Origin of the sequence: Flavobacterium sp. UGB4466, assembly GCF_903469665.1 — a bacterium.
In the GTDB taxonomy this organism is placed as follows: domain Bacteria; phylum Bacteroidota; class Bacteroidia; order Flavobacteriales; family Flavobacteriaceae; genus Flavobacterium; species Flavobacterium lipolyticum.
Map to the genome: position 1 here is coordinate 25,602 of NZ_CAGKLC010000040.1, position 14,575 is coordinate 40,176.

Annotated in this window: 10 protein-coding genes and 1 pseudogene; 6 read left to right on the top strand and 5 right to left on the bottom strand. The window is 37.6% G+C overall.

From position 1 onward, the window contains the following. Positions 1–42: 42 nt before the first annotated feature. The 5 genes from JO950_RS11605 to JO950_RS11625 all read right to left on the bottom strand — a co-directional run bounded on the left by JO950_RS11605 (position 43) and on the right by JO950_RS11625 (position 6,839). On the bottom strand, positions 43–2,235 hold the full coding sequence (locus JO950_RS11605) for a PepSY domain-containing protein (protein ID WP_202702789.1): 2,193 nt from the start codon (positions 2,233–2,235) through the stop codon (positions 43–45). A gap of 143 nt (positions 2,236–2,378) precedes the next feature. Continuing rightward, entirely contained in the window at positions 2,379–2,858 is a 480-nt protein-coding gene (locus JO950_RS11610; RefSeq protein WP_017495664.1) for a DUF2271 domain-containing protein, read from the bottom strand. Between the two features lie 139 nt (positions 2,859–2,997). After that, the gene (locus JO950_RS11615; RefSeq protein WP_202702790.1) at positions 2,998–4,491 is read right to left on the bottom strand and encodes an ankyrin repeat domain-containing protein; all 1,494 of its coding nucleotides are present in this window, start codon (positions 4,489–4,491) and stop codon (positions 2,998–3,000) included. Between the two features lie 404 nt (positions 4,492–4,895). After that, positions 4,896–6,131: an MFS transporter gene (locus JO950_RS11620; RefSeq protein WP_202702791.1), complete on the bottom strand. Its 1,236-nt coding sequence runs from the start codon at positions 6,129–6,131 to the stop codon at positions 4,896–4,898. Between the two features lie 42 nt (positions 6,132–6,173). Continuing rightward, the gene (locus tag JO950_RS11625) at positions 6,174–6,839 is read right to left on the bottom strand and encodes a FadR/GntR family transcriptional regulator (RefSeq protein WP_017495667.1); all 666 of its coding nucleotides are present in this window, start codon (positions 6,837–6,839) and stop codon (positions 6,174–6,176) included. Positions 6,840–7,136: 297 nt separating this feature from the next. Between JO950_RS11625 and JO950_RS11630 the strand changes: the two genes are divergently transcribed. The 6 genes and pseudogenes from JO950_RS11630 to JO950_RS11655 form a co-directional block, all read left to right on the top strand. After that, the gene (locus tag JO950_RS11630; RefSeq protein WP_202702792.1) at positions 7,137–8,363 is read left to right on the top strand and encodes a PQQ-dependent sugar dehydrogenase; all 1,227 of its coding nucleotides are present in this window, start codon (positions 7,137–7,139) and stop codon (positions 8,361–8,363) included. A 479-nt stretch (positions 8,364–8,842) separates the two neighbouring features. Then, positions 8,843–9,874, top strand: coding sequence for a methionine ABC transporter ATP-binding protein MetN (gene metN / locus JO950_RS11635; RefSeq protein ID WP_202702793.1), 1,032 nt, complete (start codon positions 8,843–8,845; stop codon positions 9,872–9,874). Beyond that, complete coding sequence (gene metI, locus JO950_RS11640) at positions 9,867–10,520, top strand: methionine ABC transporter permease MetI (RefSeq protein ID WP_202702794.1); 654 nt, start codon at positions 9,867–9,869, stop codon at positions 10,518–10,520. The genes metN and metI overlap by 8 nt, the downstream gene beginning before the upstream one ends. A gap of 51 nt (positions 10,521–10,571) precedes the next feature. Further along, on the top strand, positions 10,572–11,390 hold the full coding sequence (gene metQ, locus JO950_RS11645) for a methionine ABC transporter substrate-binding lipoprotein MetQ (RefSeq protein WP_202702795.1): 819 nt from the start codon (positions 10,572–10,574) through the stop codon (positions 11,388–11,390). A gap of 383 nt (positions 11,391–11,773) precedes the next feature. Further along, positions 11,774–13,438 (top strand): T9SS type A sorting domain-containing protein, encoded by a 1,665-nt coding sequence (locus JO950_RS11650; protein ID WP_202702796.1) that lies wholly within the window; start codon positions 11,774–11,776, stop codon positions 13,436–13,438. Between the two features lie 34 nt (positions 13,439–13,472). Beyond that, positions 13,473–14,575: pseudogene (locus JO950_RS11655) on the top strand (hypothetical protein); the annotation flags it as partial.

Consider the following 14,575-nt stretch of genomic DNA (forward strand, 5'->3'; position numbering starts at 1 on the left):
ATTTATTTTACATTTTAAACGAAAATCAGGTGCAATAATTCATTAGTAACAATCGCTCAAAAGCTGACCGTTTTTCTTGTATTCAGAAAGATTCTTGACATTTCTTTCGAGACACAATTGATCGAGAATTGCTTCGACATCCTGCTGCATGGCAAGTGAACCGCAAATCATAATAACACCGCCTTTTTGCAATAAGTGGATAAAGAAATCAGCATCACGTTTGATGAGATCCATCACATAAAAATGCTCGTTTTCGCGGGACAGAGCCAGATGAAAACTATGCAGTTTTTGTTTCTGAATCATTTCGGTAGTAAACTTTTTATAACCCGAAACCGTTTCCGTTTCCATACGGAATCCTGAATATAAATGTATTTCTGTCTTGGCTTTATTTTGCTCAATCATTCCAAGAAAAGGAGCAATACCCGTTCCGTTTGAAATAAAGGCAGCCTGAGGTATTTTTTTAGGAAAATGGAACGCTTTATTGTTGATGATTCTGGCTTTTATCACATTTCCGGGTGCCAGAGCGTTTAGAAAACCTGAGCCTAATCCGTGTGGATGTAGTTTAACTACTAATTGTATGTTTCCGGAATGACTTCCGATGGAGTAGAGACGTTCCCTGCTGTCGTTAGCCGGATAAATAGCCAATAAGTCACCAGAAGTAAATTTAGCCCTCATGTTGGCGCGCAAGGTGATCAGGAAAGTCTGCTCGGTTTCGGAAATAAGCGTTTTGTCCAGAACCATTAATTTTTGCAGTCCTTTCGGAACATGATTGTAAAGCGAAGGAGTTGTCGACAATGAAATTTCCATCTTAGCACTCCACAGTCTGATCCAGTTCACAAATTCAACTGCCGATTTATCATTTATCGTCTGAACATCTAATAAACGTTCCGCCCAATTTTGATTTTCTAACTGTTTGTCAATTTCGAAAGCAAAACCGCAAAAATCAGGATAGGAATTTGAACCGAATCCTACTACAGAATAAGTGATTTTTTGCTGTTGCGAGTATTTCTTTAAAAGGGATATAAATTTATTTCCATTCGAAGGCGCATCTCCCAATCCGTGGGTAGAGGAGAAGACAATCAGATGTTCTGCTTTTGGAAAAGCAGTGTAGCTGTTCAATTCGGTAATAAATGCTTTTTTGCCCTGATCGATCAATTGTTTGAGAACAGCATTGGCAAATCGTAAAGAACTTCCATTTTCTGAACCGACAAGCAATATAAATTCACTTTCATTGGCTTTGAATTTATTTTTGATTCGGCTAGACCTTCTTTTTAAGGTAATTGCAAAACCCGAATAGATAAAAAAGAGGATGTTAATGCTGGCAATAGCAAGTACAAAAGCCCAAATTCCGTTGGCTCTTCCGGTATGAAGATCAAGGCTTAAGTCTGAAAACTGGGCTGTCATTGGAGAAAGTTTTTTTCCAACAATAGCACCGGTTACCTGATTGACTTCAATTTCACGGTCTTTTAACTCTATGATATAATATTCTTCCGGATCATCTGTAAAAGGAAATTCAATTTGTTTGACGTCCGCCAAAAGAGTATGTTTGAAAACAGAAGTTTCTTTTTCTTCTTTGGAAATAACAGCTTTGACCACTTTGACTTTTTCCTGATCTTTTTTATCCATGAAGAAATTGAATTTTTCCAGAGATAAATACGTTCCCGTAAGTGCAATAATCAAAATCGGAATTAGTGCCAGTCTTCCCAGAATAACATGGTAGTATTGTGCGAAATATTCTTTAACTACTTTAGAGAAAAAATTACGAATGCCTCTTTGTCGGTTTAAAACCAATGCAAAACCCGAAATTGCAATTAAAACGAGTAAAAAGGAAATAACACCAACAAAAAATCGTCCCGTTTCATGAAGAAACAAAGAACGATGGAATCCTGTAACCCATTGAATAAATTCACTTTTTTTCAGGGGTGTTCCTAATTTTTTACCGGTTTTAGGATCAATATAAGCGTTAACGTCATTGCCCTCTTCATCAATAGCCTGTAGGGTTACAAATTGATTGTGATCGATACTTATGGTAGTGATTTCAGAATAATTCTTTTTGAGTACGGTAAGAGCTTCTTCCAATGTGATCTTATCAAAATTCTCAGCCCGGTACGGAAGTGTTTTTTCCTGCATCGCATCAACAGCCAGTATAGTACCTGTTGCCGAAGCGAGGATTAAAAATAGAGAAGAGAATAAAGCAAGAGCCAGGTGCGCGTAACGCCAAAAAGAAAGAGTCATTGAATGTAATCTATAATGTAATCAAATGTAAGCGTTTTTTTCGCCACAGATTAAAAGGATTTGATTTTGTTGAAACTTTGTAGAATCTGTGGCTGTTCTTTTTAAAGAAATTAATTTAATAGTGAACCGTACGATTACTACAATTAAATTTTGTTTAATCTCACATATCTGATATAACCTTTTCCTTCTGTCTTGTCTGCCAATCCTTGAGTAGTAAGTGGAATTTCTAAATCACTTACGTAATATTTCTGATCTTCTACAGCCGATTCAAATCTTAGTTTATATCCTTTATTTATTTTAGAATCTTCTATTTCAATGGTGGTGATACTTCGGTCTCCACCTGTAACAGAAGCTCCTGTTTTTGCACTGATATCAGCAGGTTTTGAAGTTTGAAATTTATTCCATTCTTTCAATGATTTGTACCATTTTTTGTCGTCACCCATTACGTAAAGTGTTTTCTCGTATTCTCCTTTTGGATTGATAAGTGAAACAACGATGTAAGCACCTTCTCCCATATAATTAGCCATTTGAAGCATACATTTGTATTTGCTTTGTGCTGCAGACTGAAAAGAGATCAAGCAGATTAATGCTGCTGTAAGGGCTATTTTAAATATTGATTTCATTTTTTTTAGATTATTAGATCTTTAGATTGTTAGATTGTTGGATTATCAGGTTTTTGAAACATGAAACATGAAACATGAAACTTGAAACATGAAACTTGAAACATGAAACTTGAAACTTGAAACATACAGTTTTTAGCTGTTACTTTAAAAAGTCAATAGAAACATTGTTTTTGGTTAACGATTCGTTTTCTTTTGCTAAAGCATAAGCACTTTCGTCAAATTCCGTGTTGATGTCTTTTTTAGCACCAATGGATAAAAGATACTTTAAGATAGAGTCGTCTTTGGCAACCATAGCTGCTTTGTGTAAAGCGGTTAATCCATCCTTGTTTTTAGCATTAACGTCAATGTTTAAAGGAGCTAATTTTTTTACCAGAGTCAGGTCATTTTTAGCAATGGCAGAATGGTACAGTGAACTTCCGTCTTTTTGTACAGCTGCTAAGTTTAGTCCTTTTTCCTGAAGTAATTTTATTTTTGCTTCGAATGGATCTTGAGCAGCATTGGCTTCACGGCCCATCGGACGGTAAGATTGTACCAAATATACTCCCAAATTGTTTCCGTCTTTGTCTTTTTCATTTACATCAGCACCTTTGCTCAATAAAGTAGCAACTGCTTCCGGTGCTCCTGATCTTACGGCGAAAGTCAATGCCGATTCACCTTTGGCGTTTTGCAGATTGATGTTTTTGGTAACCGGTAATAATTTATCTAATGCAGCAGTTTCTCTTGCTCCTGCAGCAATCATTAATGGTGTATTTCCGTCTTTGTCGATTTTGTTAGCATCAACACCTTTGGCTAAAAAGTAAGCAATGATCTCTCCCTGGTTGGGTTTATTTGCCAATAAGTGAAGTACATTTTCTCCGGACTTACTGGTCGCAATAGCTTTTAATTTTACTTCTTCCACTAAATATTTGTAAGTTTCAAGAGTATTGGTTTCTCTACGTGAACCTTGTGCTGCGATTAGAAGCGCATTGTCAGTTGGTTTTACTTTTCGGTCTAAAAGTTTTTTTAGAAGAGTAATATTTCCTGTTCTTGCTGCATAATCGAAAGCAGTACTTCCGTTAGCATCAACATCCTTTAAAGACAATCCTTTTGATACTAAATAATCCGTCAAAACAAGGTCTTTGTCAGAGGCTACAGCCATTAGTAACAAATTGGCACCATCGGCATATTTTTTCTTTGGATCAATTCCGGCTTTGAAAAAAGCATCGTACAAAGCAGTATTGGTTTGACCGTTTGAAGCAGCAAAAGCGATTGGAGTAGTACCGTGGCTGTCTTCCAGATTAATGTCAGAACCTTTTGCAATAAGGTAATTAACCAGTTCAAGATTTCCTCGGTAAGCTGCCCAATGCAGGTAAATACGATTGTCGTGAGTTAATTTAGCCGTGGTATTACCGGGCTGGTCCAATAAGAATTTTATAGAAGCGATAGGAGCATCATTGTTAATCGCAACAACAGTCGCATCAAAAGCATTAGCATTGGGTACTGTCGGACTATTTCCTTTTGCAATTTCAGCTTTAACGGCATTTACATCCGGTGCTGTTTTCCAAAAAGACTGTTCTAATAATATGTTTTTTTGCTGAGCACTAACAAAAAAAGAAGCGGCTAATGCAAAAGAGAGAAAGAAATTCTTTTTCATATTGTAAGATTTACTATTTTTTTAAAATGAGTTAGTTTTGGTACACTACTGAAATAGCTTGAGAAACACAATCTATTTAGAATAGTTAAAAATAACGCAAATGTAAAAATTAATATTAGTAAATCAATGTATTTGCTGAAGAAACTCCAATTTTAATCTTTTTTTAAGGATTAAAGACCGAAATGTTCAGAAAAGTAAAAGCCACAGTTTGCAGTCTCAGTTTGCAGTCTCAGTTTGCGGTCTCAGTTTACAGTCTCAGTTTACAGTCTCAGTTTGCAGTCTCAGTTTGCAGTCTCAGTTTACAGTCTCAGTTTACAGTCTCAGTTTGCAGTCTCAGTTTGCAGTCTCAGTTTGCGGTCTCAGTTTGCAGTCTCAGTTTACATTTTACCGGTTTTGTTAGGTGATTATTGTTTTCCTTTTTTTCCTTCGATGTTTGGCAAGAAACTGGTCAGAACACCAATTAAAGGTAAGAAAGCACAAATTTTAAAGACATATTCGATGCTGGTAGTGTCGGCAAGTTTTCCCAGTACGGCAGACCCTAATCCTCCCATACCAAAGGCTAAACCAAAGAAAAGACCGGCAATTAAACCTACTTTTCCGGGAACTAATTCAGTAGCGTAAACCAAAATTGCTGAGAAGGCAGAGGATATGATCAATCCAATAATTACCGATAAAATTCCGGTCCAGAAAAGCGAAACGTAAGGTAATAATAGTGTAAACGGAGCAACGCCTAAAATAGAAACCCAAATAATATACTTTCGTCCAAAACGATCGCCTAATGCACCACCAAACAACGTTCCGGCTGCTACTGCACCCAGAAAAGCGAAAAGATAAATCTGTGATTCCTGAACTGATAAATGAAACTTATCAATCAGATAAAATGTATAATAACTGGTCATACTGGCCATGTAGAAGTATTTTGAAAAGATCAGAACCAGTAAAATTCCCAAAGAAATTATTACTTTTCGCTTAGAAAGGGAGTGGTGTCTTTCTTCAGAAATAGCCGATTTGTTTTTTGCCTTCAGATTCAAATGTTCCTGATACCATCTGGCAATACCTGAAAGTATTACAATGCCAACAATAGCGGCCAAGCAGAACCATATAATGTTAAACTGTCCGTAAGGAACAACAATTATCGCTGCTAATAATGGTCCGATAGCACTTCCGGCATTTCCTCCCAGTTGAAAAATAGATTGGGCCAGACCTCTTTTTCCTCCTGAAGCCAGATGGGCAACCCTTGACGATTCGGGGTGAAATATAGACGAACCAATACCAATTAAACTTACCGCAAGTAAAATATTGACAAAGCTGGAAGCGACCGCAACTGCCGCAAGACCCACTAGGGTAAAGCCCATACCTATTGCCAGCGAATACGGACGAGGCTTTTTATCGGTATAAAAACCAATGAAAGGCTGTAGGATTGAGGCTGTTAGTTGATAGGTCAGGGTAATAAGTCCGACTTCAGTAAAACTCAAACTAAATTTAGTTTTTAAAATGGGGTAAACGGCCGGAATTACAGCTTGCAACATATCATTAATGAAATGCGTAAAACTGATCGTGAACAAAATGGAGAAAACGGTTTGCTGCGCTAATTGCTTAGAGTCTGTTAGGGTATTGGTAAAAGTAGTTTCTGTTTTCATAAGTAATAATAGATCAGATCATCTGATGAATATGGGTAAAAATTAGTAATTGATATGTCCTATAATTTTTGCGACAGTATTCCAGGCTTTTTTAGGATCCTGTGCAATAATATTTTCTAATAGTTGTTGGTGTACGGCTGATGTTTCCTGGAATATTTTCGTATCCCCATAAAGATGCAGGAATCCTTTTTTAAGATGTACGGAAGCAGATTTGTAAAGATCAGCCAGAATTTCATTTTTTGAAGCTTTTGCAATCGCAATATGAAATTGTATATCAGCTTCTACACATTCTTCCAGATTTCCTTCTTTGGCAGCGATCATTCTGTTGAGTAAATGCTCTTTCATTGCTGCGATATCGTCATCAGTTCTGTTGATTGCCGCTTTTTCAGCAATTTTCATTTCGAGTATTTGTCGAACTTCGTCCAGGTCCTGAACATTGGCGCGCATGATACGCTGATCCATTGGTTCGCGTGTACTGGTTAATCGCTCTACAAAAGTACCTACACCTTGTTGTATACGTAAAAAACCTGAGTTAGCAAGCAATTTCATCGCCTCACGTATAGACGAACGACCCACACCAAAACTTTTCATCAACTCAGCTTCAATGGGTAGTTTTTCATTAATTTTATAATGACCCAAGGTGATTTGCTCCTGTATTTTGGAGGCAACTTCTTCTGCAAGTGATTTTTTTTGGATTAGTGTTTTCATGCGTAGTATTCACATCATCTGATGATCGCAAAAATAAAAGAATAATTGTAGAATCAACCATTATTAAGTCTTTTTTATGATTTAATTGGTGAGCTGCTGATAGGGAATTGGGGCGGTTTTATGGGTTGTTGGTTGCTTTTCAGTTTGTTATGTTTGGATGTGGTTTCGTTTTAATTTGAATCTCTTAACAATAAAATTGTATAACTTTTCGGGTGAATTATATAAAGTTTTTCAATTTAAATTACAGAAATTTGATGTTGATACCCAAATATCATTTTTTAACTAAATCTACTATATATGAAAAATCTAAAACACATTGTGCTTCTTTCGGGCGTATTCTTTACTTTTCTGAGCTGTTCAAATGACAAAGAAACGCCATCTAATCCCGGTACGATTACAAATCCTGTAGAAGGTAATCCTGCGAATACGGCTTACAAACCTGCTTTTATAGGGCAAACTCGTACCAATGGTGTACAGACCAATACGGCATTTGAAGCTAAGGTTATTACAAGTGCGCTTACAAGCCCTTGGGGAGTTAAAAGTCTTCCGGATGGCCGTTTGTTAGTTACACAAAAAGGAGGTACTATGCGCATTGTTACAACTGCGGGAGTGATAAGTGACCCAATTACCGGTATTCCTGCTGTAAATGCAGGAGGGCAGGGTGGCTTGTTGGGCTTATGTCTGGATCCTGAGTTTGCATCAAACAGAATGATTTATTGGGTATTTTCAGAAGCTACTGGTGGAGGAAATAACACGGCAGTGGCCAAGGGAAAATTATCGGCTAATGAGAAAACAATAGAAGGAGCGACGATTATCTACAGAGCAAAGCCTGCCAATGCCAGCACCCTTCATTATGGAGGACGTATTTTGTTTGATAAGACAGGTAATTTGGTAGTTAGCACCGGAGAACGTTCGGTTTTAGAAACAAGACCTTTGGCACAATCGATTACATCAGGTCTTGGTAAGGTGGTAAGAATTACAAAAGAAGGTCAGCCGGCATCAGGAAATCCAACTTTTAGTCAGGCAGGAGCATTGCCTGAATTGTATACTTACGGACACAGAAATCCTCAGGGATTGGCGCTTCACCCGGTTAGCGGTGAAGTTTGGCTTTCGGAACATGGACCACGAGGAGGTGATGAAATCAATCGCTTAAAGGCTGGTGCAAATTACGGATGGCCGACTATTACTTACGGAATTGAATACAGCGGAGAAAAAATAGGCGCAGGAATTCAGCAGCAGGACGGTATGGAACAGCCGGTTTATTACTGGGATCCGGTAGTTTCGCCAAGCGGTATGACGTTTTACAGCGGTAATCGCGTTCCGGAATGGCAGAACAATCTTTTTATTGGGGCTTTAAGCGGAATGCATATCGTGCGTCTTGCTATAGAGAATAATAAAGTTGTGGGTGAAGAGAGGCTTTTGGTGTCAGAGAATCAACGGTTCAGAGATATTACTCAAGGAAATGACGGGGCTTTATATGCGGTTACGGATGGTGGCAGGTTGTATAAGATTGATAAAAAGTAACTTTTGAGTTTTGAATATTAGGAATAAAAAATGGTGCTGAGAGGCGCCATTTTTTGTTGGTATAAAAGTATTTTTTTTAGATTTTTAGATTGTTAGATTGTTAGATTGTTGGATTTTAGATTAGCGATTACAGATTTTTAATTTTTGACTTTTAATTTTTAATTTAAGATTGTTGATGACATTGTCCGTTTGATAGTAATGGTTTTAAGACGCGCAACACGCTTTTAGTCTATTATTTTGATAGGTTAATAAAAGTTTTACTCGTTTTTGTCTTGAAATTAAAAATAACTCATTAAATTTGCCGCATCAATGAGAAAAAAGAACCATAATACAAGCTATTGTAACAGCAACATGATGATGTGCTGTGGCCCTGTTATGAGGTTAATTGATCTGGCTTACCTATAAAATAATAGTATTTATTTAAGAAGCCTTTCATGATTTTTTGAGAGGCTTTTTTGTTTTTAAACTTGAATTACGGAATGATTGAATTAAAAAATGTCACTAAGAATTTCCATCAGAAGGATCGAATAGTTTCTGCCTTATCGGATGTATCACTTAGGGTTCCACCCGGGAAAATTTTTGGTGTAATAGGAACATCGGGAGCAGGAAAAAGCACCTTAATTCGATGTGTGAATTTGTTGGAAAGACCCACTTCGGGAGAAATTATTGTAGACGGAAAAGCATTAATGCAATTGTCTAATGCCCAACTGGCGGTAGAGAGAAGACAGATTGGAATGATTTTTCAGCATTTTAACTTGCTTTCGTCTCGTACAGTTTTTGAAAATGTTGCCTTTCCTCTGGAGCTTGTGGGAGCTTCTAAAGCTGAAATCAAAAGTCGTGTTTTAGAATTATTGGAATTGGTAGGTTTGAAAGAAAAGGCAAGTGATTATCCGGCAAGTCTTTCGGGCGGTCAAAAACAAAGGGTTGCCATTGCACGTACGCTGGCCAATAATCCCAAAGTACTTTTATGTGATGAGGCTACAAGTGCACTGGATCCTGCGACTACAAGATCGATTTTAAATTTACTGAAAGACATTAACCGTCGTTTGAACATTACCGTTCTTCTAATTACGCACCAAATGGAAGTCGTGAAATCGATCTGTGATGAAGTAGCGGTAATCAGTCACGGAAAATTAATAGAGCAGGGAAGTGTTGGAGAAATTTTTGCTGATCCGAAACACGAACTGACCAAAGAATTTATTGCTTCGTCTTTGCATCTTGATGTTCCACAGATCTATCAGGAAAGGCTGCGAAAGGAAGATGGTGAAGGACTGAACCCGCTCTTGAGACTTGAAATGACGGGTAAATCGGTTAACGAGCCTGTTATTTCGGAGGTTTCGCGTTTGTTTGATACCAATTTTAAGATTGTAAGCGCGCAAATGGATCAGGCAGGAGAAGTTAATTTTGGTGTGATGCTGATCGAATTGTCAGGTAAACGTGAAAATTATGATGCTGCAATCCAGTATTTTATTTCAAAACATATTAAAACAGAAATCATAGGTTATGTCTGAATCCATTATTGAATTATTATTAAAAGGTACTTGGGAAACCATAGTGATGACTTTTGTCTCTGGTTTTTTTGGTTTTCTGCTTGGACTACCAACAGGTGTTTTGCTTTTTCTGACCCGAAAAAATCAAATTTTAGAACAGCCGGTTTTGAATCGGTTTTTATCGGTTTTGGTGAACGTTTTTCGTTCGATTCCGTTTATCATCTTAATTGTATGGATGATTCCATTTACACGAGCGCTGGTAGGAACTTCTATTGGTGTAAGTGCAGCATTAGTCCCGTTAAGTATTGGGGCAGCTCCTTTTATTGCAAGATTGGTAGAGAATAGTCTTTTGGGACTTCCGTCAGGGCTAATCGAGGCAGCAAGGGCATTGGGGGCAACACCTTTGCAAATCGTATTTAAAGTGTTGCTTCCGGAAGCTTTACCATCTTTAATCAATGCCGCTTCCATTACTTTAATCACACTTGTGGGATATTCTGCTATGGGTGGAGCAGTTGGAGCAGGTGGTTTAGGACAGGTGGGGTATCAGTACGGCTATATCGGTTATGATGCTGTAACGATGAACTCGGTATTGGCTTTACTGGTTGTTCTGGTATTCCTGATTCAGTTTGCAGGTGATGCATTGTCTAAACGATTTGATCATAGATAACGTTTAATTGAGAGTAAAGAAGAAAGAGTTAAAATTATAAATAGTAGAAGGATGAATAATAAACTAAATTTTTTAAAATTTGCAGGAATTGTGGCACTGTCAATTGTGGTGTCCAATTGCGGAAAAAGTAAAAGTAACGATCCGCACCATATTAAAGTTGGTGTTGCTGCCGGTCCGGAATATGTGGTGGCTCAGGCAGCTCAAAAAGTGGCCAAAGACAAATACGGTCTTGAAGTAGAATTGGTTTCTTTTAACGATTATGTGATTCCAAACGAAGCGTTGAGTCAAGGTGATATTGATGTGAATGCTTTTCAACACAAACCTTATTTAGACGAGCAATCGAAGCAGCGCGGATACAAACTGGCGATTATTGCCAAAACCTTTATTTATCCAATTGCCGCTTATTCTAAAAAGATCAAAAACCTTTCGGAATTGAAAAACGAAAGCACAATCATTATTCCAAATGACCCGACAAACGGAGGGCGTTCTTTGTTGCTTTTAGAGAAAAAAGGTTTACTGAAACTTCGCCCAAATGTTGGTTTATTACCTAAAGTAACGGATATCGTGGAAAATCCTAAGAATCTTAAAATATTAGAATTAGAAGCGCCGCAATTGCCACGTGCTTTAGACGATCAGAATGTTGCAATTGCGATTATCAATAATACTTTTGCTTCGCAGGCAGGACTGGTTCCGGCTCGTGATGCCCTGTTTGTAGAGGACAAAGATTCGCCTTACGTTAACTTAATCGTGAGCCGTGATGACAACAAAAAAGAAGAAAAAATAAAACAGTTTGTAGCAGCTTTTCAGTCAGCAGAAGTAGAACAAGCTGCGGTTCGTGAATTTAAAGGCGGAGCGGTAAAGGGCTGGTAAAAGTTTTTCTAGAAATATTAAGTAGGTCGGATAATTTTTTTTTAATCTGGTAAAACCTTGCAGTTTTATAATGCGCAATGATTTTTTAATCGTTGCGCATTTTTTTTGGCTAAAATCGACGTGGTGAAATCTGTTTTTCCATTGCTTTAAGATTTTGGGTTTGTTTAGTAGGCTTTTTTGTAATACTACCAAGTGTTACATAATTAAGCTTATTTATTTCATTAATGCTTCCAGTTGTTGATTTTGTTTGTGTTTGATTATTTTATTGTTTTAATTTTAATTAAGGAATTAACAAGAATAAAGATACTTTTTGAGGTATAGAAATTAACTGTTTGATTTGATCCAGCCATTTAATTAACCACAAGATTAAAACGAAAAGCCTTATGAAAAAATGCTATCTGTTACCTATGTTAATTTTATCCTTCTTTGCCTATTCTCAGGACATTCTCTGGGAAAAATCATACGGAGGGCAGCATGCCGATTATTTGTTTGACGCGCAGCCCACAGCCGATTATGGTTTTGTCCTGGCAGGTAGTTCCTTATCTAACAAGACCGGAAATAAAGACGATGATAATCATGGGGATCTGGATTACTGGATCTGGAAAATGGGTGAAAAAGGAGAACTGGTCTGGCAAAAAAGCATTGGCGGAAGCGGCTGTGATTTGCTTCAGAGCATTAAAAACACCAGAGACGGCGGTTTCATTCTGGCTGGGACTTCTGACTCAGGAGTAGGCTTTCAAAAGAAAGATAGTTGCAAAGGCATTACTGATTTTTGGGTCATCAAATTAGATGCATCGGGTAGTGAACAATGGCAAAGAACTATTGGAGGTACAGGGAAGGATGAACTCTTATGTGCTTTTCAAACCAAAGACGGAGGTTATATGTTAGGAGGTTCATCCAGTTCCGATTATTCAGGTAATGGACTTACCGGAACAAACGGAATTTCTAAGCCCACCACAAAAGCGGCTCAGTTTAATAAATTAGAGAAATGCCGTGGCAATATGGATTACTGGATTGTTAAACTGGACCAACAGGGCGATGTCGAATGGCAAAAGACCTATGGAGGAAGTTATAGCGATGTGCTGAGGAGTATGGAACAAACCACAGACAACGGATACATACTGGCAGGTTATTCCAATTCGCCCGTTTCAGGCGATAAAACTGAAAACAACAAAGGAATAGGAGATTACTGGATTCTTAAAATAAATGATACCGGTGAAATTCAATGGCAAAAGACCTATGGAGCCGAAGGAGACGATCAGCCTTATGTCATTCATCAGACTGCCGATGGCGGTTATATTGCGGGCGGAAACTCCAACAGCAAAAATGCTTTGACCACACTGGGCGGCATAGTAGGCAACGGGACCGATTACTGGATCCTGAAACTCGATAAAGACGGAGGTGTGGTATGGAGTAAAACCTATGATTTTGGAAAAACAGACATCCTGACCTCATTGGTAGAAAACCAAGATCAAAGTTATCTCATAGGCGGTTATGCGCAAAGCGAAAGCAGGCGTCCGCGTGAAGGGATCGTAGCCAAAGCACTTAACGCTGTCAGTAAAGAAAAAGAAGGTATTAACGACTATATCGCGATGAAAATAGACGATAAAGGCGAAGAAATCTGGAACAAAACCGTAGGCAGTGCCGGCGAAGATATCCTCAGGAAGTTAATCGAAACCCGGGACGGAGGTTATCTGATGGCAGGAACTTCTAATTCGGCAGCCTCAAGAGATAAAAACGGCAGTATGGGAGGTAATGATTTTTGGGTAGTAAAGCTCAAAGACAAAACCAAAGTAGAAAAGGTAAAATCCAGTACCGAAGTCATTCCGAATCCTGCAGCTACCTATACCAACATCATCATCGGTTATGATTTTAAAGAAGGTACCGCCACTTTGATCGATATCGCCGGACGTACTTTGCAGGAATTCGACATCAACAGCAGGACCGTTCCCGTTAATCTAAGCCAGTACCCTGAGGGAATCTACATCATCAAAGTCAGAACAGATGTGAAAACAGAATCTGTAAAAGTGATTAAAAGTGGACGATAAATTAAATAATCAAAAAAATCAATAAGATATGCAAATGAAAAAATCCTTCATTCCTTTTTTGATTTTCGTTTTATTATTAAGTATTTCGAAAACAGTAGCGCAAAATGATGCTGATAGACAACCACAAATTACACCTCCATATCCTGCAACTGCTGATTTAGGGAATTATGGTAATGTTCCTGTTGGACTTTTTACAGGTTCACCTTCAGTAAATTTAGAATTATATACACTTAAAGAAGGTGGAAATACAATTCCTCTGTCGATGTCTTATAATTCAAATGGCGTTCAGGTAGATGCAATTCCCAGACAGCTTGGTATAGATTGGAATTTAATAGCTACTGGAGTAATTACTAGAAGTGTAGTGGATCAGCCGGATGATGAAATAGCTTTTTATAATGTTAATGCCTCATTGATTGATTGCATTCCAAATGATACCGCTAGGAATATAGCGGGAGCAAATCAGGTTGATACGGAGAAAGATGTTTTTAGTCTGAATGCATTTGGGTTGTCTGTCAAATTTATATTTGCAGATGATAGAAGAAATACAATCCAAATTGAACAGAGTAAAATTAAAATTGTTTACGAAGGTGGTTTTTTTACTGTCATAGACGTTGATGGAACTGTCTATACTTTTGGAGGAACGAATGCTGTTGAAGAGTCACTCAGCAGAAATGAAGGAGTTTCAGGCCCTGTTCCCCCAGTACAATATAACACCGCCTGGTATCTTACTAAAATTCAAAAGCCAGGTGGAGTATCACCAGTAGTTTTTTCTTATTCTCAAGAATGGATGAGATTTTACAGCTCTTATTTTCAAAAAGCAGTATCAACTCAACAGAATATACGTAGTACAGGTTATATGAGTGGTATTTCCCAACCAAGAACTCAGACGTATAAGAACAAACAATATCATAAAACATCATTATTAAAAGAGATAAAAATTAATAATAAGAAAATAATTTTTGATTATGATTATAAAAATCCGCCTGCGGAATTTCAGAGCCATAATTCAAAACAACTGATTTCTATTAAGGTTTATAATGACACTATCAATTTAGCAAATTCTCTAATTAAAAAAATCGATTTTAATTACGATCAAATAACACCATCCAATATTGGTGCTAATGGGTATACCAATGT